This window comes from Xanthomonas sp. LMG 12461 (assembly GCF_009192935.1).
In the GTDB taxonomy this organism is placed as follows: Bacteria; Pseudomonadota; Gammaproteobacteria; order Xanthomonadales; family Xanthomonadaceae; genus Xanthomonas_A; species Xanthomonas_A sontii.
This window is the reverse complement of the sequence record NZ_NQYT01000034.1, coordinates 25,445-46,701: the sequence shown is the minus strand read 5'-3', so window position 1 is coordinate 46,701 and position 21,257 is coordinate 25,445. Positions and strand designations below refer to the sequence as shown.

The window sequence follows — 21,257 nt, the reverse complement described above, 5'->3', positions numbered from 1 at the left end:
ATCATGCGTTCGCTCCCGAATCCGACGGCACCCACAGCACGCACAGCGCCGCCACCAGCAGGCTGCCGCCGCCGATCGCCAGCGCGTACAGCGGCCGGCCGCCGAGCCAGTGCGTGAGCACGAAGCCCAGCACGCTGACCGCGACCAACTGCGGGATCACGATGAAGAAATTGAAGATGCCCATGTACACGCCCATCTTCGCCGCCGGCACGCTGTCCGATAGCAAGGCGTAGGGCAGCGACAGGATCGAGGCCCAGGCGAAGCCCACGCCGACCATCGACAGCAACAGCCACTGCGGATCGCGGATCCACAGGAACGACAGCAGGCCGGCCGCGCCCAGGCACAGGTTCAGCAGATGACTCACGCGCAGCCCGCAGGCGCGCACCAGCAGCGGAATGGCGATCGCGGCCAGTGCGGCGAAGCCGTTGTAGGCGGCGAACAGCACGCCGACCCAGTTTGCCCCGTCGTTGTAGGCCACCGAGGTCGCGTCGTGGGTGCCGTAGTGGGTCTGGGTGACGGCGGCGGTGGTGTAGATCCACATCGCGAACAGCGCGAACCAGGAGAAGAACTGCACCCAGGCCAGGCGCCGCATCGCCTGTGGCATGGTCTGCAGATCGCAGACGATCGCCGCCAGCATGTGTCCGCGGCGCAGGCGCGGCGCCACGCCCTGTAGCACGCCGTAAGCGATGCACAGGCCGGCCAGCACGTACAGCATGCGGTCGCCGCCGCTGAAGGCGATCGCCGCCGCCCCGGCAATGCCCACCGCGCACCACAGCGCAGCGGCGCCATCGACACGACGCGGTTGCGCCGCCGCGGCGGCCGCCGTGGCGACGTCGCTACCGTGCAGCTCTTCGGGCGGATACTCGCGGGTGCGCAGCACGGTCCAGCCGATGGACAGGAACAGCACCGCGCCGCCGAAATAGAACGCGTAGCGCACCGTCGCCGGCACCTCCCCGGGGCCGGCGGTGTTGCTGACGCCCCAGTGCGCCAGCAGCCACGGCAGCATGCTCGCCACCACCGCGCCGACACCGATGAAGAAGCTCTGCATCGCATAGCCGGTGGCGCGCTGGCGCGTCGGCAACTGGTCGCCGACGAAGGCGCGGAATGGCTCCATCGAGATGTTGATCGAGGCGTCCAGCACCCACAGCGTGCCGGCCGCGACCCACAGCGCCGGCGAGTTCGGCATCACCAGCAGGGCCAACGTGGTGAACAGCGCGCCGACCATGAAGTACGGGCGACGCCGGCCGAAGCGGTTCCAGGTGCGGTCGGACAGGTAGCCGACGATGGGCTGCACGATCAGGCCGGTCAACGGTGCGGCGATCCACAATCCCGGCACCTGCTCCATGTCCGCGCCCAGGGTCTGGAAGATGCGGCTGGCGTTGGCGTTCTGCAGCGCGAAGCCGAACTGGATACCGAGAAAGCCGAAGCACATGTTCCAGATCTGCCAGAACGATAGCGCCGGCTTGGCGCGTGGCACGGCGCTCATGGGCGCTCCTCGATCGGGCCGGCCGGCGCGATCAGCAGCGCGGCGACATCGGCGGCATTGACCACGCCATCGGCGCCGCCCTGGCCACCGGTGTAGCGCGCGAAGTGCTGCAGTGCGCTCATGTTTGCCGCCGGCAGCAGCCGCGCGACGCAAGGTTGCCCGGCCTGCAGCTCGAACAGCGCCGTCGTGGAGGTCTGCTCGCCGACGCTGTGCGGCATCACCAGCGGTTGCGACTGTGCTGGCGCGGCGCCGCACTGCACCTGCAGGCGTCTGACCGCGGCGGTGACGCCGGTGTTGATCGGCCCATGCGCATTGAGGTAGCGCACGCTCAGCCGGTAGGCGCCATCGTGCGGCGCGGTCCACGTCCAACCGTCGGCGCCCTCCACGCGGGCGACGTTGCCGACGCAGACAGTGGGGCTGTGCAACGACTCCCAACGCGCACCCTTCCGTGTGAGACTCAGGCATTGGACGCGCTCGGCCAGCGGCAGCAACGCGCCGTCGGCGCTGCCCGTGCGTGCCTGCCCATCGACGTACAACACCGAGTCCGCAGCCGCCTGCACCCGCCAGCCCCCGGTCTCGCGTCGCACCTGCGGTGCCGGCGGCGCCAGCGGTGCGAAGGCGTCTTCTGCCGTCAGCATCTGCAAGGGCGCACTTCCGCTGTGGCGTGCCACCAAGTCGATGGTGATGACGCCGTTCTGGCTGTGGGTCTTGCCGGCGACCAGCAGGTCGCCCTGCAGCTGCATCGGCCGGCGCAGCACGATCCGGCGGTCCTTCAGCTGCAACGCAATCTCCTGGCGCTCGCCGAACAGCATGGGCACCAGGCTGGTCGGCAACTTGGGCAACACGCGGCCGTCGTCCTCCACGCCGAACACGCCCTCCATCACCATCGCCAGATAGCCGGCCACCGACCACAGCTGCCGCGGCGAATTGACCACCGGGCCGCTGAGCGGACCGTCGTCGACATGCACGGCCTGGCTCAGGAACTCGTAGTTCTCCATGTTCGAGCCGGCCAGCGCGGCGCCGCGCAGCAGCGAGCGCACTTCCAGGTCGATGCGCGCGCTGTCGTCGGTGTGCCGCGCCGCACGCAGCGCGTAGGCGCTGACGAACGGCCAGATCGCCCGGTTGTGGTAGATCGGCACCTCGCGCTGCTGCGGCCACACCACCGGGCTGCCCGCCTCCACCGCCGGATAGCGGGCCAGCGCCTGGCGCGCACGCGCGGCCGGCAGTACGTCGGCCAGCACTGCCAGCGACAGGCCCAGCAGATCGTAGCGTTCGTAGCGCACCGGATGCTCGGCGGTGCCGATGTAGCCGACGTAGGTACCGCGGTCCTCGCGCCAGAAACGCTGCGCGATCGCCTGGCGCAGCGCATCGGCCCAGTCGGCATAGCGCGCGGCCGCCTGCGTGTCGCCCTGCTCCCGGGCCAGGCGCTCGCCCAGGCGCAGCGCCTGGTAATGCAGCACGTTGGTCGACAGCGCGAAGGAACTGGCGATGAAGCCGACATCCTCGCGGGTCCAGGCCGGATAGGTCTGCTCGCGCCAGTCCAGGAACGAGGTCTCGCCGCGGTACAGGCCGATGCGCGGGTCGAACGCGAACGCGCGATCCTGCGCCAGCGTGGCAGTGAGCGCGGCGCGGGTATCGGCGGCGAAGCCCGGATCGTCCAGCAGGTGCCGCGCGGCCAGGAACCACACCACCCGGTCGCTGCTCACCGGCCAGCTGCCGCCGGAGCCGGTGTCCTGCGCCACGAACAGCCCCGGCAGCGCGTCGGTGCCGCGCATCGGCGACAGCTTGAAGCGCAGCGAGCGGCGCGTGCGCTCGGGATCCAGCCGCGCCAGGGCCAGGTCGGCGGCATAGCTGACGTCGCGGGTCCACACGTAGGGCCAGCGCTCGCCGGTCTGGTAGCAATCGCACGGCAACGGCTCGCCGTGATCGAACGCCGGATCGCGGATCGCCTGCACCTGATCGTCGTGCAGTTCCTGTTGCGCCAGCGCGAACAGCGCGTCGAACAACGGGCTATCGGTCTCGCTGCGCAACGGCTGCGCCGGCACCGTACGTGTGCCTTGGGCCGCGTGCAGCACAAAACCGCCGTCGGCGGTGGCCTCAGCCTGCGCGGTCTGGCCACGCCACTGCAATGACGTCTGTCCAGCAGACACCGACGCCGCGGCACCCAAGGTGGCGGCCAAGCAAATCATCTTCAGCATCGAAGCGGCAGACCGGCTCGCACCGATCGACCTCCCTCCCTCTTTGCCTGCATGGTGGAAGCGCAGGCCGGCACGCCGGCGCTGCGGTCGCCGCCTCCGCATCGCGGGGGCGCTGCGGACATGGTAGACGGGCGGCACCGCGGCGCGTGCAGTTGCATACGTATTCATCGTACGGGCCTCCGGCGGCCAGGAACCGCCTCGCTATAGTCGTTGCGCTGCCACGGTCGCCCTGGGAGGGGAGATGCCGCTGTTTGAGGTCCTGTCGCGCCTGCGTCTGCCGTCGTTGCTGGCGAGCGTGTTGTGGTGCGTTGCGCCATGCCTGCACGCCGCGCCGCAGACGGTGGCCAGCGTGGACTCGCCGGGCAAGATCCTGCGCGTCTCCCTGCAGTTGGACGAAGGCCGTCCCAGCTATCGCGTGCAGCGGCTGGGCGAGGCGGTGATCGGCGAATCGCGGCTGGGCTTTCAGTTGCGCGACGGCGCGCTGGATCGCGACCTGGCTGTGCTGGACCAGCACAGCCGCAGCGTCGACGAGACCTGGGAACAGCCCTGGGGCGAGCGCCGCTACGTGCGCAACCACTACAACGAACTGCGCGTAGACCTGGGCGAGCGTGGCGGCCGCCAGCGCCGCTTCGCGGTGGTGTTCCGCGTCTACGACGACGGGCTCGGCTTCCGCTATAGCTTTCCGCAGCAGGCCGGCATGCAGGAAGCGATCATCGACGAGGAACTCACCGAGTTCGACATCGTCCCCGACGCCACTGCCTGGTGGATTCCCGCCGGCGCACCCATCCACTACGAATACCTGTACCGGCGCACGCCGCTGCGCGAAGTGCCACTGGCGCACACGCCGTTCACCCTGCGCAGCCAGGACGGCCTGCACCTGGCCATCCACGAGGCGGCCCTGGTCGACTACGCAGGGATGTGGCTGCGCCGCGGCGAAGGCCAGCGCCTGCATGCGCAACTGTCGCCTTCGGCGGAAGGCTGGAAGGTGCGCCGGTCCCTGCCCTTCGACACACCGTGGCGCACGCTGCAGATCAGCGACACGGCCGGCGGTCTGGTCGATTCCAACCTGATCCTCAACCTCAACGAACCCAACGCGCTGGGCGACGTGAGCTGGGTGCACCCGGCCAAGTACATCGGCGTGTGGTGGTCGATGCACCTGAACCAGGACACCTGGGCGCGCGGCCCCAGGCATGCCGCCACCACCGCCAACACCCGCCGCTACATCGACTTCGCCGCAGCGCACGGCTTTCGTGGCGTGCTGGTCGAAGGCTGGAACCCCGGCTGGGACGGCAACTGGGTCGGCAACGGCGACGACTTCGACTTCACCCGTGCCACCGCGGACTTCGACATCGATGCGCTCAGCGCCTACGCGGCGAAGAAGGGCGTGCACCTGATCGGTCACCACGAGACCGGCTGCGCGGTGGAACACTACGAAGACCAGCTCGATGCGGCGCTGGACCTGTACGCGCGGCTGGGCGTGGACACCTTCAAGACCGGTTACGTCTGCGACGACGGCCAGGTGGACCGGCGCAATCCTGCCGGCGGCCCGCTGTTGCGCGAATGGCACGACGGCCAGTTCATGGCCCGCCACCATCTCAAGGTGGTGGAGGAAGCCGCCAAGCGCCACCTGTCGGTCAACGCCCATGAGCCGATCAAGGACACCGGCCTGCGTCGCACCTACCCGAACTGGCTCTCGCGCGAAGGCGCGCGCGGCATGGAGTACAACGCCTGGGGCGAGCCGCCGAACCCGCCGGAGCACGAAGTGAACCTGGTGTTCACGCGGATGCTGGCCGGGCCGATGGACTACACCCCCGGCATCCTCAGCCTGACGGGCCGCGGCGGACGCGCGATTCCGAGTACGCTGGCGCGGCAACTCGCACTGTACGTGACCCTGTACAGCCCGATCCAGATGGCGGCCGACCTGCCCGAGCACTACCTGCAGCACCGCGACGCCTTCCGCTTCATCGAGGACTTGGCGGTGGACTGGGACGACAGCCGCGTGCTCGACGGCGAGATCGGCGATTACGTGACCATCGTGCGCAAGGACCGCCACAGCCGCGACTGGTTCCTCGGCAGCATCACCGACGAGCACGGCCGCGTGCTGCCGATCGCGCTGAGCTTCCTCGAACCCGGCGTACGCTATCGCGCCGAGATCTACCGCGACGGCGACGCCGCCGATTACCAGCACAATCCGTTCGACTTCGTGCGCGAGCAGCGCATGGTCACCAGCCGCGATCAGTTGCAGGTGAAGCTGGCACCCGGCGGCGGCCAGGCGATCCGTTTCGTCCCGCTGGACCCGGCACCGGCCTCCGCTGGCACGGCGGCGTCGCGCTGACGCACCACCATGCGGCACGCGGCACCGCCGGCAGCACTGCGGCGGAGGCATGCACTCGCCATGCCGGATCACGGCGTTCGCCTCTGCGGCGCCGCGCCATCGTGCGCGGCAGGTCAGCGGCGCGGCGCGTCCGCCAAACCATGTCGCGCCATCTGCAAGCTCGCCCGACGTCCGCATGCCGGCGTACTCCCTGGCATCACTCTCAGTGCAGCACCCGAATGTGCATGCAGCACGACGTCAGTTGCATGAAGCACGCGCATGCTCGCCGCGGCACCGGCGTAGCGGCGCGCGCACGACATTGCGATCCTGAAAGCGCTTCCAATGCGATGCAGGCCAGTGAATACGTATGCAGCGGACGTTCGCGACGAAGCCGCGTGTCTACCATACAGCGCAATCGCGACACCGCCCTGCGGCTGCGCGACACGCACATCCGGCCGCCTCGCCGGTTCAGACATTCGCAAGACAACATTGCCTGGGAGGGGAAAATGTTGAACCACAAGCGCAACGCGCTGACGCTGGCGCTGGCCGTCGCGATGACGCCGATGCTGGCTGCTGCACAGTCCGATACCACCGCCACCACATCCAACGATCCGGTCACCGAACTGGACAAGGTGCAGGTGACCGGCATCCGCCGCGGCATCGAGAACGCCATCGCGATCAAGCAGGATTCGACGTCCATCGTCGAAGCGATCTCGGCCGAAGACATCGGCAAGCTGCCGGACGTGAGCATCGCCGAATCGCTCGGGCGCCTGCCCGGCCTGGCCGCGCAGCGCGTCGCCGGCCGCGCCCAGGTGATCAGCGTGCGCGGCCTGTCGCCCGACTTCGCCACCACCCTGCTCAACGGCCGCGAAGTGGTCAGCACCGGCGACAACCGCAGCGTCGAGTTCGATCAGTACCCGTCGGAGCTGGTCAACGGCGTGACCGTGTACAAGACGCCCGATGCCGGCCTGGTCGGCCAGGGCCTGTCCGGCACCATCGACATGCAGACCGTGCGTCCGCTGAGCTTCCCGGACCGGGTGATCGCCGTCAGCGGCCGCCTGCAGAAGAGCTCGCTCGGCAAGGCCGCCAACGTCGACGCCTTCGGCAACCGCTTCAGCGCCAGCTACATCGACCAGTTCCTGGACAACACCCTGGGCTTCTCGATCGGCTATGCCCACAGCGACATGCCCATCCAGGAAAACCAGGTCGGCCTGTACGAGCCGTGGACGACCGAGAAAACCGACAAGGGCGAGCGCCGCGGCGTTCCGCAAGGCACCTTCTTCTCGGACGGCATCAAGGCATTGCGCCGTACCGGCAACAACAAGCGCGATGGCGTGATGGCGACCGTGCAATTCCGGCCATCCAACACCTGGACCAGCACCTTCGATGCGTTCCATACCGAAGCCGAACAGATCGATACCGCCAATCAGTTCGAGCTGAGTCTCAGCGGCAATGGCGAGGATCCGAACAACCCGGCATCTATCCTCCCGGTGTTCACCAATGTCAGCCGCAACGCCGATGGCACCTTCACCGGCGGCACCATCAACAACGCCTATCCGCTTGTCCGTGGCATGTACAACAAGCGCAAGGACAAAATCGACGCGTTCGGCTGGAACAACGAGTTCAACCTGGGGAGCGTCCGGCTAATGGCCGACCTGAACTACTCCAAGGCCACCCGCGACGAACTGAACCTCGAAAACAACCTGCAGCTGATCCCGCGACCGCAGTTCGATTCGATCGGTATCGCCGTCCATCCAAACGGCTTCTCGCAGATCACACCCGGCCGCGACTACTCCGACCCGAACAACCTGTTCCTGACCAACACCATCTACGGCTCCGGCTACGGCAAGGTGCCGGAGGTCGAAGACCGGCTGAAGGGCGGCCGCCTGGCGGCGACGCTGCCCGCGCCGCAGGCGCTGACCTGGTTCTCGGACATCGACGTGGGCGTGAACTACGCCGACCGCCGCAAGCAGAAGACCCAGGCCGAAGGCAACATCCTGCTCGGCGCGCAAGGCGACACCAGCATCGCCAGCGATCTGCAGTACGACCCGGTCAACCTCGGCTTCGCCGGCATCGGCACCATCCCGGCCTGGAACGTGCCGGCGGCGGTCTCGCGCTACATGACCTTCAACCCGGTCACCAATCTGGACTACCTGATTCCGAAGTCCTGGACGGTGCAGGAGAAGATCACCACGGCCTGGCTCCGCGCCAACATCAACACCGACATCGGCGAGGTCGGCGTGCGCGGCAACATCGGCGTTCAATTGCAGCACGCCGACCAGAGCTCGCAGTCCAGCTACTTCGACCAGTCCCGTCCGGCCGGCCAGAACGTGCTGCCGATCGACGCCGGCAAGACCTACAACGACTGGCTGCCGAGCCTCAACCTGGCCTTCCTGTTCCCGCACCAGCAGACCCTGCGCTTCGCCGCGGCCAAGCAGGTGGCGCGGCCGCGCGTGGACCAGATGCGCGCCGGCCTGGATTTCGGCGTGGACACCTCCACCGGCAAGCCCGGCGGCAGCGGCGGCAATCCCCTGCTCGACCCGTGGCGCGCCAACGCGCTGGACCTGTCGTACGAGAAGTACTTCGGCGAGAAGGCCTACGTGGCCGCCGCGGTGTTCTACAAGGACCTGAAGAGCTACATCTACACGCAGTCGCGCGACGATTACGACTTCTCCGCCCTGCTCGCCAGCTACGTTCGGCCGCCCAACATGACCGTGCCGGTGCAGACCACCGGTACCTTCTCCTCGCCGCAGAACGGCAAGGGCGGCACCCTGCGCGGGCTCGAGCTGACCGCCTCGCTGCCGTTGGACATGTTCACCGACAGCCTGCGCGGCTTCGGCATCCAGGCCAGTGCCACGTTCAACGACAGCGACATCAAGATCGTCGATCCCGAAAGCGCCTCCAGCGTGGGCTCGGCGCCGATCGACCTGCCCGGCCTGTCCAAGCGCGTGTACAACTTCACCGCCTACTACGAGCGCAACGGCTTCGAGGCACGCGTCAGCCAGCGGCGGCGGTCGGACTTCATCGGCGAGATCGGCAACTTCAACGGCAACCGCACGCTGCGCTACGTCGTCGGCGAGAACGTCACCGACGCGCAGGTCAGCTACACCTTCGCCGACGGCAGCAGCCTGGCCGGGCTGAGCCTGCTGCTGCAGGCGAGCAACCTGACCAACTCGCCCTACCGCACCTACGCCGGCACCAAGGATCGCCCGCTGGAGTACGTCGAATGGGGACGCACCTACATGCTGGGCGTGAACTACAAGTTCTGAGTCCCGCGTAGAGGCTGCAGACGACGCCCGCCGGCGCACCCGGCGGGCGTTTTCGTTGGGGCGGTTGCCGCGGACGGTTGCGTCAAATGCCGCGGTGGCCGACGAGAAAACGATGAGATCAGGATCGTGCAGCGGCGGCGATCTGGTTTGCCGATCGGGATCAAGACGAGCGGCCTGGAGGGCGCACACCAGGCCCCTTCGCCTGCAAGAAGATCTACAGAAAGCGATCGTGCGGGGACTGATTGAGATCTCGCCGCGTCCGCGAAGTTCCCGACAAAACGCCGCGAGCGCGCGGAATGGCCGCGTCGCCGAAAAAAATCTGCACTTCAGGAGTGCATGGCCCAAGCCCTCTGCGTGCCAGAAAGCGCCATGCCTGGACATTCATTACTGAACTCCGAACTGTCGGCCCGACCGCGCCACAGACCATGCATCCGCGCCGAATCGATACTGCGGCAGCTGATCGACGCCAGCACCGCCATCGCCAACGACGGGTCTCAGCCAGGAGGCCGCGAGATCGTGTCCTGGTGGCGTCGCTGGAAAAGCGGCGTTTCAGATCACAAAGGCTGGCGTGCAGACAAGGTGACATTGCCGCGATGGACACCAGCGCAGCGATGACGGCGGATTCGTGGCCGCGTCGCCTAGCCGGCATCGGCATCGGCATCGGCGCACCAGTCTGTTGTGTGGGCCAGCAAGGCAAGTCTCCGAGCTGGCCTTGGTTCCAGGACGGCGTGATTGTCGGCGACGACGCGTGCCCTGATTACCGGGCACGCCAAACCGCGAAGACGGCGTGGCGTGGTCACCGCAACATGCTTACTACGGACACTGAACTTCCAGAGCGATCCTTGTCGTCCAACAAGCGCCCACGTCCGTGGTACGCATGAGGCCTTATCCGACGCGATGCACGCCGGACTGTCTTTCCAAAACAACAGCTCGGCAGTGCCGTAGCCACACAGCAGGATGCGACGCTGCCGTCGCAGGAATCATTTGGTCCCGCTCATGCGCCCTGCAGGCACACCATCGCATAGCCGGGCAAACGCAAGTGCTCTTCGACCGCACCCGCGACCACGCCCGGCACCTGCAGCGCCTGCCAGCTGCCCTCAGGCAGCGCCACGTCGGCGGCCTCGGCGGACAGATTGAACGCCAGCAGCAAGCGCTGCGCGGCGTGGCGACGCTGGAACATCAGCACGGGCTCGGCCGTCTCGTGGAAGACGATGTCGCCCTCACGCAAGGCCGGATGGCGCTTGCGCCAGGCCAGGAACTGGCGAATCGCATGCAGCACCGACTGCGGGTCGGCCTCCTGCGCCGCCACGGATTGTGCGCGATGCGCTGCCGCGATCGGCAACCAAGGCGTCCCGGTGCTGAAACCGGCTTGCTCGCTGGCATCCCATGGCAGCGGCGTCCGGCACCCATCGCGGCCCTTGAAGTTCGGCCAGAATGCGATGCCGTAGGGATCCTGCAGCGCCTCGAACGGCACCTCTGCCTCGCCCAGGCCCAGCTCTTCGCCCTGGTAGACGCAGACCGAGCCGCGCAGCGAACACAGCATCGCGATCAGCAGCCGCGCGAAGGCCGGCGTCTCGGCACCCTGCCCCCAACGCGTCACCGCGCGTTGCACGTCATGATTGGAAATCGCCCAGCACGGCCAGCCTTCGGTCATCGCCGCTTCCAGACGCGAGACCGTCTCGCGGATGTAGGCCGCGCTGAAATCGTCGGTCAGCAGTTCGAAGCTGTAGCCCATGTGCAGGTGCCCGGCGCGGGTGTATTCGGCCGTGGTCGCCAGCGAATCCTCCGACGAGATCTCGCCCAGGCTTACCGTCCCCGGATAGCGGTCGAGCAGGCTGCGCAGCTTCTGCAGGAACGGCAGGTTCTCCGCCTGCGTGTTGTTGTAGTAGTGGTACTGGAAGGCGTACGGATTGTCCGGACTGAAGCCGCGGCCGACGCGCTTTTCCGGCGGTTTGGGCGGGTTGTCGCGCAGTTGCGGATCGTGGAAGCAGAAATTGATCGCGTCCAGGCGAAAGCCGTCGACACCGCGCGCCAGCCAGAACTCCACGTTGTCCAGCGTCGCCTGCTGCACCTGCGGATTGTGGAAGTTCAGATCCGGCTGCGAGGCAAGGAAATTGTGCAGATAGTACTGCCCGCGGCGCGGTTCCCACTGCCACGCCACGCCACCGAAGATCGACAGCCAGTTGTTGGGCGGCGCCCCGTCTTCGCGCGCATCGGCCCACACGTACCAATCCGCCTTCGGATTGTCTCGGCTCTGCCGGCTTTCCTTGAACCAGTCGTGCTCCACCGAGGTGTGACTGAGCACCTGGTCGATCATCACCTTCAGGCCCAGCGCATGCGCCTTGGCCAGCAGCGCATCGAAGTCGGCCATGGTGCCGAACAGCGGATCGACCTCACGATAGTCGGCGATGTCGTAGCCGAAATCGGCCATCGGCGACTTGAAGAACGGCGAGATCCAGATCGCGTCCACGCCCAACGCCGCGATGTAGTCCAGTTTGCGCACGATGCCGGGCAAGTCGCCGATACCGTCGCCATTGGCGTCGAGGAAGCTACGCGGATAGATCTGATAGATGACGGCACCGCGCCACCATGGAGCCTGAGACATGCAACGCCCCCCTTCGGGCAGAAATCGCGCGTGCGACGGGCACGCGAAACACTGCGCTAGAGTAGCGTTGATGCAGGAATTTCAGCGGTACTTGCATACGTATTCAGGAGTCTCACCCCTAAGGCTTCGAGTACCAGGTATAGCGACCAGATAGTTTTGACATGCCTGATCGCCTAGCCAGACCAACTTCTTCGAGGGCAATCGACAGACCTAAGCCTGCATGTCTTTTTCAGTGTTCCGTTGGCGACATATTTGCCGGCTTTGTTCCCTTCCAACTACCGGACTTCAATGCGAGCGGACAGACTCGTTGATACTGTCCGAGCGAATCGTAGTCCTGGTTTTTCCTGCTCTCCTCGATTCTTGTAGAAAAGCCGTCATGCGTGATTTGGGCAAAGCGGTCAGCTGACCGCCGCGGCCCCCCGATTATCCGAAGACACCGACCTCGCCGGACCCGATTTTCCGGAGCCCTTGCGACGTGCGTAGAACTCGTTCAACCACTGTTCTGGCGTCAGATCGTCCGGCGCGACGCCGTGTTCCTTGGCCTTGCGCTCCAGCACCTGGTGCATGATTTCGATATTGTCGGTCGACGCCGAGATGACCGACAGCGCATCGTCCATGCCGCGCAGATTGAGCTGGCACACCGACGATCCATGGCCCTGCTTGACCAGGAAGCAGCGCGAGCGCTCGTCCAGGCTGACCACGACCTGGTACTCGGCCTCGGTGAGCTTGAGGCCGTCCATGTAGTCTTCCTTGCTGGCATTGGGATTGGGCAGCAGGATCATCGTCGCGGTCTGTTCGACCAGCGCCGCGGAAATGTCGCTAGCGAGCGCATCCTCCGGGCTCTGGGTGGCGAAGATACCCAGGCCGTTCTGCTTACGGATGGTCTTCTGCTTGTTCTTGGCGAATTCCTTCAGGCCGCCCTTGCCATCGAGGATCTTCCAGAACTCGTCCATCACGTAGATGAGCGGCCGGCCATCGATCAGGGCTTCCAGCCGATGCAGCAGATAGTTGATGACCGGAACCCGCACTTCCGGATTGTCGATGACGTCGGTGTAGTCGAAGCCGATGATGCTGGCCTTCTCGAGGTCGATCGTATCGACCGGATTGTCGAACACCCAGCCATGCGAGTTGCCGGCGGTCCACTTGCGCATGCGCGCGTACAGGCCGTCGTCGCCCATGTTGGGCAGGCTCTTGCGGAAGTTGGTCATGCTGCGCAGATGCATGGGCGTGTCGAGCATGCCCTCCACGCCGCGGAAGATGTCCTCCTCCTCGCGCGAGGTGTACTCGATCTTGCCGGCGAGGACCTTGATCAGGTCGGCCAGGAACTGCACGTTCGCCTCGGTGCGCTCGCACTGGAACGGGTTGAAGCCGGTGGGCTTGCCGTTCTCCAGCGCCAGGTAATTGCCGCCGCAGGCGCGCACGAAGATCTCGGCGCCGCGATCCTTGTCGAAGAAGAAGATGGTCGGGATCGGATCGAACTTCTGCACCTGGCTGAGCAGGAAGTTGATCAACGCGGTCTTACCGGTACCCGACTTGCCGATCACCATGGTGTTGGCGATCGCCTTCTCGCCGAGCGAGTTCTCCGCAGGATGCGTGGCGTGGAAATTGAAGTAGTACGGTTGGCCGTTGGTGGTCTGCAAGGTGGTGACGCACTCGCCCCACGGATTGTTCTCGCGCTTGCCCTGGGCGAAATTGTGCAGCGGCGACAGACCGAGGAAGTTCAGCGAGCTGACACTGGCGATACGCGTACGGTAGCGCCAGTTCCCTGGCAACTGGGCGTAGAAAGAGGACGCAACCGCAAGATCCTCCTTGGTCGAGACAAAGCCGGCATTGGACAGTTCCGCGCGGGTGGTCGCCACCTGCTGCGAGAGCTTCTCCTGCGTATCGGCGTAGACCGCAATGGTGAAGTGGTACTCGCCCAGGACGAAGTTGCCCGACGACAGCTGATCCATCGCCAAGTCGAGTTCGTGGATCTGGCTGACCGCCTTGTCGCCCGAGGACACCATCATGCCCTTGGTGCGATCGAGCACCTTCAGCGCGTCGTGCCGGCCCATCGGGCTGAAGGAGTGGGTCACCACATACTCGAAGTCGAGATACTTCAGGCCATTGAGGATGCCCGGATAGGTGCCGTCGGTGTATTCCTTGATGTTCAGAATGGCACCGAAATGATTGACGCCCTCCGGGGTCTTGATCACGAAGTCGCCGGTCTTGTTGGCGAACATGTGCTTGCTGACCGGCAGGTAGGCGGGCACCGGCGCCTGCAGCACCGGCACCGGCTCGTCGATGCGATTGATCAGATAGCCGAAGAACTCCAGCGCCTCGGAGAACACAACGCCATTGCTGGCTTCGTACATGCTCAGCCGGTAGGGCGAGTAATCCTTGAGCACGGCTTCGACGTTGCCTGCAAGTTCAAGGACCTTGGCGATCGCCTGGTCCTGTTCTGACTGCAACTGGGAAATGTTCGACGACTTATCCATGAGACGCTTACCGGTCACTACCGGGCGATACATCATGGTCATGTACAGCTCGTTCTGCATGATCTTCTGCGAGGACAATGTCCCGTAGTACTGATCAGACAAGGCCTGGTTGAACGCCTGCTTGAACTTGCTGCCGTTCTTGATGCGACGGCGGCGGCGCACATCGTGCACCCAGAACGCCACATTGGCGAAATCCGGAGCGCGCAGCGTCTGCAGCATGCGGTTGAACGTGTTGTGCCGGTGTTCGATCTCCCACTCTTCGCGGCCCACGAATGGAAGCCCGCCCAGGTGCCAGACCAGCATGAAATCTCCTCCCGTCGTCTTCAGAACGGACGGCGCCACATGCGTGGAGATGGAGATGAATTCGCTGATCGAAGTATCCGGGATGAACATAATAGAACTCAGAATCCGTTTCGTCTTGCCAAGGCCCGGCGCAGATGCACCGGGAACCGCCGACCCCGCTCACACCAGCACTGCCGGCGAGTCGACACGAAAAACCGAACAACCCCATGCACGACACAGGCGTCGTGCATGGGGTCGAGACCCGGCGCCCGGTTCCAAGCTAGCGCTTGGCGCCCGGCACCTCTTTCCTGTACTCATTCGGCGAGAACACCCACATGCCGGAATAGCGCTGCAGGTTGCGCACGCGCATCCGCATCATCCAGCGCAACCCGAGCATGCGGAAGATCATCTCGTCCCGCTTGGTCATCTGCTGCATGATGAAGACGATGACCGGAATGAGCGCCAGCAGCCACATATTGAAATAGATACCCATCAGGAAGCCGCCGCCCGCGCCGATGAAGAACGGGATGTACGGCACCCCGAAAAACATCGCAGGCCGGGTGCAGCCCCGGAAAAGTACGTTCTTATGCATACTGCACGGCGTGCTGAACGAGCGTGATGGCCGCGGAGCAGGCCGTCTGGCCAGTGTCGCCGATGAGCATTTTGGCCAACTGGCCGGCAGCACCGATCAACACGCCACCCAGCAGAACCGGAGCCACTTCGGAGACCCGCTTGTGCGCGAAGGCGATCTGGTAACCGGCAAAGACGACGGCGATCGTCACCACCACGATCGAAGCCATGTTCAGAATGTTGTTGGTCTTGCCGAGGAAGCCACAGACCTTCTGGTCGGCGCCGGCATAGTCGACACCGGAGCCCGCCGCCATCGCGACGCCAGAGGCGAACACGGCTGCGGTGAACATCGCCGCCTGCAACGCCGCCATACCGATGACCTTGGCGTTCGAATTCACTTTAGCTTTCTTGAACATCATGGTTTTCTCCTTGATTTGGAAACAGGGGGTGGTCAAAAGCCATTTGCATGGCCGTGCTACTGCATCTGGCTAGAATACGAAGGCCCCGTCGCCAGACGTCGGCGGCGGCGTACTTGTGCCAGGAACGGCCGTTCCCGCCACTGCCTGAGGCGCGTGTGCGGCAACGTGCGGAACTGTGGGCGCTCCGCCACCTGCAGGAACCGCCACTCCTTTGCCGGCGCCTGTCGGTCGTATTACATAAAGATCGGAATCTGCGGCAGCCGCCTGTGCCGACACGGCCGCTACAGCACCTGCCGTTGGCTGCGCTGGCGCCGCAACGGCAGCTTGGGCACGGAGTGATGGTTGACCTTGCGTGGCGAGACCGCTGGCAAGCTGACCGGCCGCCGCGTCGATCCGCCTCGACACGATCGAATCCACTTCGCGCACCGCCGCGGCTTTCACCGAGTCTGTGACCACGCGGCGCACGCCTCCCGCCGGGATCACCGGGATCGCACCAGCGGTGGACGCGGCAAGCGCCCTGCTCTGATTGATCGACGCGTAGACCTTCTGCACGTAACCGTGGCGGTACCCGGTCTCGAAGTTGCCGGAATAGTAGCAACTGAACGACTTGCCCCAGTTGCCGCCGGAGCGGCTATAGCACTCGGCCAGGATCTTCGACGCGGCCTGCAGATTCGGACAGGTCTTGAACGCCTTCTCGTAGGTATCCAGGCCGTACTTGATCAGGTTGTAGCGATTGACCTGCCCCAGGCCCAGGGAGAAGTTGTAACCCTTCTCTTCCAGCATCCGCGCGGTGGCGACGGCTTCGGACAGGTTCTGCGGCTGGCGCACCAGGCGGCCGCCGACCACGCCGATCGCGAACGGATTGTGCGACGACTCCACGCGCACAACGTGCTGCATGACTTCAGCCGGAACCGCCATTTCGGGACAGCTCAGTAGTTCCATGCCTGGCAACATGCCGTGGTTACTCCCTATGCATCGGCGTCGTGGCAAATCGTCCAGAACGCCGCAGATGTCGCAAATGAATCGTGTTGGAAGAAAAATTCAAAGTCAATCGGCGCTGTTTCGCCTTATCACCTTAATGAACATATTCACCCCCCACCCGACTGCATGCGTTCCGGATCGAAATCGATACCGGTGATATAGCGCCGGCCCGCATGCGATTTGATATGGACAACGATGTCGATGGTCATCATCAGCAGCCGCTTGATGACAGCGAACTCCAGTCCAGACCCTTCAGCCGAGGCCTTGACCATCAACGCCAGCTGGTCCCAGGTCTGACCGATGCTGCCAGCGTGGCAGCTGGTGATGGAACCCGGGTGACCGGAGGCGCAGTTGCGGATGAAGTAGAACGACTCGTCGCCGCGCAACTCGGCCAGGATGATGCGGTCGGGCTTCATGCGCAGGCATGCTTCCATGCAGCTCTTCGCGGTGACGTTGCTCGTGCTTTGTCCACCTTTCGAGTAGAGCAAATGCACGGAATTGGGCTGGCTGATGAAGAGCTCGCGCGCGTCCTCGATGGTCACCAGTCGCTCTTCGTGCGGGATGTGATTGACCAGCGACTTCATGAAGGTGGTCTTGCCGCTGCCGGTCGCGCCGGCGACGACGACGTTCTTCTTGAACAGCACCGCCTTCTTGAAGAATTCGGCGTAATCGCGCTGCCGCCGTAGTTCGAGCAGCTCGCGATCCTGCTCGCTGAGCCCCGATTGCACCTCCAGGATCTCCTGGAAGAAGCCGTCTTCCTTGTATTGCTGCAGGGTCTTGGTGTGCTTGGAAGGCAGACGGATGGTGATCGACACCTTGCCGGCGTCGCAGGCCGGCGGGATCACGAACTGCGCGCGCTGTCCAGTGGGAAAGGTCAACGATACCACCGGATCGGCATCGGTGATGCGCTGGCCGGTATTGCTCTCGTTGACCACCGCCGTGCAGAACTGGCGCGCGCGGTCGAAGGTCAGCGACGGGATATCCATCCGCTGCCAGCCGCGCAGCGTCTCCAGGTACAACTCGCCGGGACGGTTGATGCAGATTTCCGTCACGTCCGGCGAGTTCAGATAATCCAGGATGCCCAGCACCGAGTACTGGTAATCCAGGAAATCCGTGGAGATCTGCGCGGTCGGAGAGTCGTCGAACGTCACGTCGCTGTCTCGATCTCGGTCAACGCGGCAACACGGCCGTGAAGTCGACGTCCTTGGCCACGTAGACGTTCACGATGGTGCCCTGGTTGATGGTCACGGTGGCCGGACGCCGGCGATCCAGTGCCTGGTCGGCCAGACGCTGGATGGACTGCGCCGTATTGCTCTCGAACGGCTGCTCGGTGACCACGCCGGAGTTGAGGCCGGTCGTCGTGGTCTTCGGGCCATGCTCGGCCGCCGCCCACTTGAAGGCATCGCTGAGCAAGCTGATCATCAGCGCGGACGAGATGCGGCTCGCCCAATGTGCATTGTATTGGCCCGGATGACCGGCACTGCCGAGGTTGTCGACGCCAGGACCAACCAGGGTCACGTCGATGCCGGTAGGCGTGGTGATGCGATCCCAGACCACCTGCATGCGCGGACCGGTCGGCTCTGCGGCGCCGTACTGACCGAGGATCTTCGATCCCTTCGGCAGCAGCAGGCGCCTGCCATTGATGGAGTACACCGGCTCGGTGATGATGCAGGAGGTGAAGCCCGGGAAATCTGTGATGATCCGGGTCTCCAGCACACAACGGATATAGGTGCCGCGCACCAGCAAACCGTCCGGATTGGCGATCGGCTTTGCGGACGTCACCTGGTCCTGCTGCTGCAAGCCTCCCAGCTCCTGACCCTGCGGCATGCCGATACCCTGCCCGCCCATGCCTGCTTCCTGCTGCATGCCGGCCATGCGCCGCTCCAGGAGTGACGGCCCGCGGTCCTGCCGAGACGAGGACTGCACCATGGGGTCTTTTTCAGTGGGCATCGGCGGCAGCGGCGGAAGGCTCGGTTGCTCGGCCAGTTGCACCGGCTCGGCCGGCTGCACCGGTAGCGGCGCCGCGGTCTGCGGCAACGCAGGTGCCACCACCGCTTCCTGGCGCGGCTTCGGTGCCGGCTCAGGCGCGCTGCTGCCACTCACCAGCCAGAAGATCGCCAGGACCAACAGCGCGGCGATGCCGCCCAGGAACACCAGCGCCTTGCGATTGAGCTTCTTCAGATCGCTGGAGCGGAGCACCGGCTCGTTGGCGTCCAGATTCGGGTCAGCAGTCTGCTGCTGGCGAGCGAAATAGGGATTCTCGCGCGGCGCATCGTCCGCATGCGGGGAGCGCGGCTGACCGTGGTCGTTGCCGTAGTTTTCGTCAGACGGGGGTAGATTCGAGTTCACTTTTGCTTGTTCCTACGCAAGCCGACAACATTCTTGCCGTGGCGGATGACCAGGAAGGGATAGGTCCCGTGGACAATCAGGGTATTGCCCTCGACTGTGGTGTTGACCAGGAAATCCTCATCGCTTTCCTTCTCGCGCCCGAACACGGCCGGGAAATTGCCCGTCGGGAAACGCGTCAGATCCATTTTGATGTAGGTGAACTTGCCATCGTCGTAGACGCTGCTCGGCACGATCCACATTTGCTTGGAACGCGTGGAATAGTCGTAGTCGAAGTAGTAATGGCGGTCCTTAGTCAGCCGCGTGTCGAGTTGCGACTCATCCTTCACCTCGTCGCTGGCGGCGGCAAAGCTGGTGTCCTTCGGATAGGTGAAGGTCACTTTGTACTGCACGCCGGCCTGCTTGGCCTGCTCCAGCCGCTGCCAGTCCGTGGCCACCACCTTCAGTTCCAGAATGTAGGAATGGGTGGCGGTGCGGATCATCATGTTGGTGTCGACGTCGACGTTCTTCGGCTTCAGATAGAAGACGTTCTCGCGACGGCTGAGTTCCCAGCCACTGGTGAAACCGGTGCTGTAATCGAGGATCTTCTCGTTCGGGCTCAGTTCGATCTGGGTGGTGATGCCCAGGCCGGTACGCACCTGGTAGATCTTGTCAGGCTCGTACTCGTACTGCTGAACCACCTGGGCCGACGCGATCGGCGCAAACAGGCCCAGAGCCAGCAACGCAATATGCGCCGCACCGGTTTTCGTCAGGAAACTCATCGAACGTTCGCTCCATTACCATTGTGCTGAGGTGCAACGTTGGGCACGGGAGGCGCAGTAGCGGGCTGCGCTCCCGGATAGACTGGCGCGCTGGCCGGGTTGGCCATCGGCGCCTGCTGCGGAACCGGCATCGTGCCGCCAGCGCCCGGCGCCACCGGCTGGCCCGGCATCTGCTGCCCCGGCACTTGCCCCGTCGTTCCATCCATCTGAGCGGACGCCGGCTGCTGGACCGCGCCCGTGGCAGGCGTCTGCACGGCGGGCGACGGCGGAACCGGCATGGCCGAGTAATCGTTGTCGACCCGGTAGTCGGTCACTTGGAAACCCAGCGGATTCTGCACTCGCAGATCCTCGTCCATGGCCAGATTATTGTTGTAACGGAAGCCAAGAATGGCGAATTTATTGTCGAGAAACGTGGATTGGCCGGTCTTCTTGTCGTAGATGCTGCGCTGGAAGCGCACATTGGCGCCGGTATATGGCTTGCCGCCGCCACCGAGCAGCGTAATGCTCAGAATCTTGACCCGAATGGAGCGCACCTTGCCGTAGATGTAGTAAGGCGCGGACTGATTGCTGGGCGCATGCAGATTGAAGTACTCAGCCCCCACCGCGGTATCGCGGGGCGCCATCGAGAACACCGTATTCCAGTCGTTGAGCCCCATCATCTCCGAGTCGTAGGACTCGCGCGCGGTAATGAAGCGTGCCACATTGCTCCTGGCCAGCGCCTCGCTGGTGGTGACGCTCTGCACATCGCCAATGTTGCGCAGCACAGACACGGTAGAATTGCCGGTATACGCATCGGCCATCACCAGATACGGCACCTTCTCCTTCAACGGCAGCATGTAGTAGTACCCGCCGCCGAGGAGCAGGCACATGATGATGGCGCCGAACGCGACCCACCACGCACGGCGCTCGCTGCGGCGAGCCAGATCAGCAATGCTGATTTCGTAGTTGACCGCCTTCGCTACCGCTTTGTTGACGTTTTCGCTTTCGACCGGCTTTTTACCGAACATCAGGCTTCACCAGGTTTCGTAATGTGGCTGTCGGCGCGCAGCGTGCAGGCCGACGGTGACGTCACTTCGCGCTGCCGCTGGCTGCCGGCGCGCCGCTCAGCGACGACGACGGCTGCACCAGGATGCGATTGCCCGCCGCGGTCACGCTCAGCCCTTCCTGCGCATAGACCACGCTCAGCTCGGCGACCGCCTGCTGGATGCTGGTGGTGTTGATCTTGGCGACCGGGGCATACAGCGTGTAATCGGACTGGATGCCGTAGGACAGTTGCATGTTCGAATCCTTGGCCCAGCGCTCGAGCATCGTCTTGAGCGTGCCGTCCATCGGGATCGCCTGATACACGTACGACGAGTACAGCGGGATCTCCATGGTCGACTCGGAGAAACGGTTGACCGGCTTCCACTTGCCGCGGAAGTCGGGTGCCGGCCTGGTTGCACAGGCGCTCAACAGCGCGACGGCACTCAACGTAGCGATCAGCCGAAACATATGCGTTCTTTTCACGCGAGCCTCTGAATTGCGGAAACGTATAGAGAGCGGGCGGCGC

The 21,257-nt window shown here is 64.7% G+C and carries 14 protein-coding genes; 2 read left to right on the top strand and 12 right to left on the bottom strand.

Features of this window, described 5'->3' with window-relative positions:
• Window position 1: 1 nt before the first annotated feature.
• Together CEK68_RS09370 and CEK68_RS09365 are read right to left on the bottom strand one after the other, a co-directional pair.
• Complete coding sequence (locus CEK68_RS09370; RefSeq protein WP_152239215.1) at window positions 2-1,486, bottom strand: MFS transporter; 1,485 nt, start codon at window positions 1,484-1,486, stop codon at window positions 2-4.
• Window positions 1,483-3,675, bottom strand: a complete 2,193-nt coding sequence (locus CEK68_RS09365; protein ID WP_226977825.1) for a Six-hairpin glycosidase-like protein — start codon at window positions 3,673-3,675, stop codon at window positions 1,483-1,485. The genes CEK68_RS09370 and CEK68_RS09365 overlap by 4 nt, the downstream gene beginning before the upstream one ends.
• A 250-nt stretch (window positions 3,676-3,925) precedes the next feature.
• Between CEK68_RS09365 and CEK68_RS09360 the strand changes: the two genes are divergently transcribed.
• Both CEK68_RS09360 and CEK68_RS09355 read left to right on the top strand, forming a co-directional pair.
• Window positions 3,926-6,019, top strand: coding sequence for a glycoside hydrolase family 97 protein (locus CEK68_RS09360; protein ID WP_152239214.1), 2,094 nt, complete (start codon window positions 3,926-3,928; stop codon window positions 6,017-6,019).
• Between the two features lie 485 nt (window positions 6,020-6,504).
• Window positions 6,505-9,267 (top strand): TonB-dependent receptor, encoded by a 2,763-nt coding sequence (locus CEK68_RS09355; protein WP_193314148.1) that lies wholly within the window; start codon window positions 6,505-6,507, stop codon window positions 9,265-9,267.
• 994 nt (window positions 9,268-10,261) lie between these two features.
• On the opposite strand, the gene CEK68_RS09350 is transcribed toward CEK68_RS09355, so the two are convergent.
• The 10 genes from CEK68_RS09350 to CEK68_RS09305 all read right to left on the bottom strand — a co-directional run bounded on the left by CEK68_RS09350 (window position 10,262) and on the right by CEK68_RS09305 (window position 21,199).
• Window positions 10,262-11,872 carry an alpha-amylase family glycosyl hydrolase gene (locus CEK68_RS09350; RefSeq protein ID WP_152239213.1) on the bottom strand — a complete coding sequence of 537 codons (1,611 nt, stop codon included), beginning with the start codon at window positions 11,870-11,872 and terminating at the stop codon, window positions 10,262-10,264.
• Window positions 11,873-12,270: 398 nt separating this feature from the next.
• Entirely contained in the window at window positions 12,271-14,742 is a 2,472-nt protein-coding gene (locus tag CEK68_RS09345) for a VirB4 family type IV secretion/conjugal transfer ATPase (protein ID WP_152181941.1), read from the bottom strand.
• Between the two features lie 169 nt (window positions 14,743-14,911).
• Window positions 14,912-15,223 (bottom strand): VirB3 family type IV secretion system protein, encoded by a 312-nt coding sequence (locus tag CEK68_RS09340; RefSeq protein ID WP_081613540.1) that lies wholly within the window; start codon window positions 15,221-15,223, stop codon window positions 14,912-14,914.
• Entirely contained in the window at window positions 15,216-15,620 is a 405-nt protein-coding gene (locus tag CEK68_RS09335; RefSeq protein ID WP_193314147.1) for a TrbC/VirB2 family protein, read from the bottom strand. Before CEK68_RS09335 ends, CEK68_RS09340 begins: the two co-directional genes overlap by 8 nt.
• Window positions 15,621-15,689: 69 nt before the next feature.
• A complete protein-coding gene (locus CEK68_RS09330; RefSeq protein WP_193314146.1) occupies window positions 15,690-16,562 on the bottom strand; it encodes a lytic transglycosylase domain-containing protein in 873 nt (290 codons plus the stop codon).
• A 146-nt stretch (window positions 16,563-16,708) separates the two neighbouring features.
• Window positions 16,709-17,752: a P-type DNA transfer ATPase VirB11 gene (virB11, locus tag CEK68_RS09325; protein ID WP_152181942.1), complete on the bottom strand. Its 1,044-nt coding sequence runs from the start codon at window positions 17,750-17,752 to the stop codon at window positions 16,709-16,711.
• Window positions 17,753-17,771: 19 nt separating this feature from the next.
• On the bottom strand, window positions 17,772-18,950 hold the full coding sequence (locus CEK68_RS09320; RefSeq protein ID WP_017916125.1) for a TrbI/VirB10 family protein: 1,179 nt from the start codon (window positions 18,948-18,950) through the stop codon (window positions 17,772-17,774).
• A complete protein-coding gene (locus CEK68_RS09315) occupies window positions 18,947-19,708 on the bottom strand; it encodes a TrbG/VirB9 family P-type conjugative transfer protein (protein ID WP_043084564.1) in 762 nt (253 codons plus the stop codon). The genes CEK68_RS09320 and CEK68_RS09315 overlap by 4 nt, the downstream gene beginning before the upstream one ends.
• Entirely contained in the window at window positions 19,705-20,715 is a 1,011-nt protein-coding gene (locus CEK68_RS09310) for a type IV secretion system protein (RefSeq protein WP_017916127.1), read from the bottom strand. The genes CEK68_RS09315 and CEK68_RS09310 overlap by 4 nt, the downstream gene beginning before the upstream one ends.
• A gap of 61 nt (window positions 20,716-20,776) precedes the next feature.
• Window positions 20,777-21,199, bottom strand: coding sequence for a hypothetical protein (locus tag CEK68_RS09305; RefSeq protein WP_017916128.1), 423 nt, complete (start codon window positions 21,197-21,199; stop codon window positions 20,777-20,779).
• Window positions 21,200-21,257 lie beyond the last annotated feature (58 nt).

Excerpts from the sequence above, each read along its gene's own strand:
- CEK68_RS09355 (WP_193314148.1), top strand. The coding sequence starts at position 6,505 with ATGTTGAACCACAAGCGCAACGCGCTGACGCTGGCGCTGGCCGTCGCG.
- CEK68_RS09310 (WP_017916127.1), bottom strand. The coding sequence starts at position 20,715 with ATGTTCGGTAAAAAGCCGGTCGAAAGCGAAAACGTCAACAAAGCGGTA.
- CEK68_RS09335 (WP_193314147.1), bottom strand. The coding sequence starts at position 15,620 with ATGATGTTCAAGAAAGCTAAAGTGAATTCGAACGCCAAGGTCATCGGT.
- CEK68_RS09305 (WP_017916128.1), bottom strand. The coding sequence starts at position 21,199 with ATGTTTCGGCTGATCGCTACGTTGAGTGCCGTCGCGCTGTTGAGCGCC.
- CEK68_RS09330 (WP_193314146.1), bottom strand. The coding sequence starts at position 16,562 with ATGGAACTACTGAGCTGTCCCGAAATGGCGGTTCCGGCTGAAGTCATG.
- CEK68_RS09315 (WP_043084564.1), bottom strand. The coding sequence starts at position 19,708 with ATGAGTTTCCTGACGAAAACCGGTGCGGCGCATATTGCGTTGCTGGCT.
- CEK68_RS09370 (WP_152239215.1), bottom strand. The coding sequence starts at position 1,486 with ATGAGCGCCGTGCCACGCGCCAAGCCGGCGCTATCGTTCTGGCAGATC.
- CEK68_RS09340 (WP_081613540.1), bottom strand. The coding sequence starts at position 15,223 with ATGCATAAGAACGTACTTTTCCGGGGCTGCACCCGGCCTGCGATGTTT.
- CEK68_RS09360 (WP_152239214.1), top strand. The coding sequence starts at position 3,926 with ATGCCGCTGTTTGAGGTCCTGTCGCGCCTGCGTCTGCCGTCGTTGCTG.
- CEK68_RS09345 (WP_152181941.1), bottom strand. The coding sequence starts at position 14,742 with ATGTTCATCCCGGATACTTCGATCAGCGAATTCATCTCCATCTCCACG.
- CEK68_RS09365 (WP_226977825.1), bottom strand. The coding sequence starts at position 3,675 with ATGATTTGCTTGGCCGCCACCTTGGGTGCCGCGGCGTCGGTGTCTGCT.
- CEK68_RS09350 (WP_152239213.1), bottom strand. The coding sequence starts at position 11,872 with ATGTCTCAGGCTCCATGGTGGCGCGGTGCCGTCATCTATCAGATCTAT.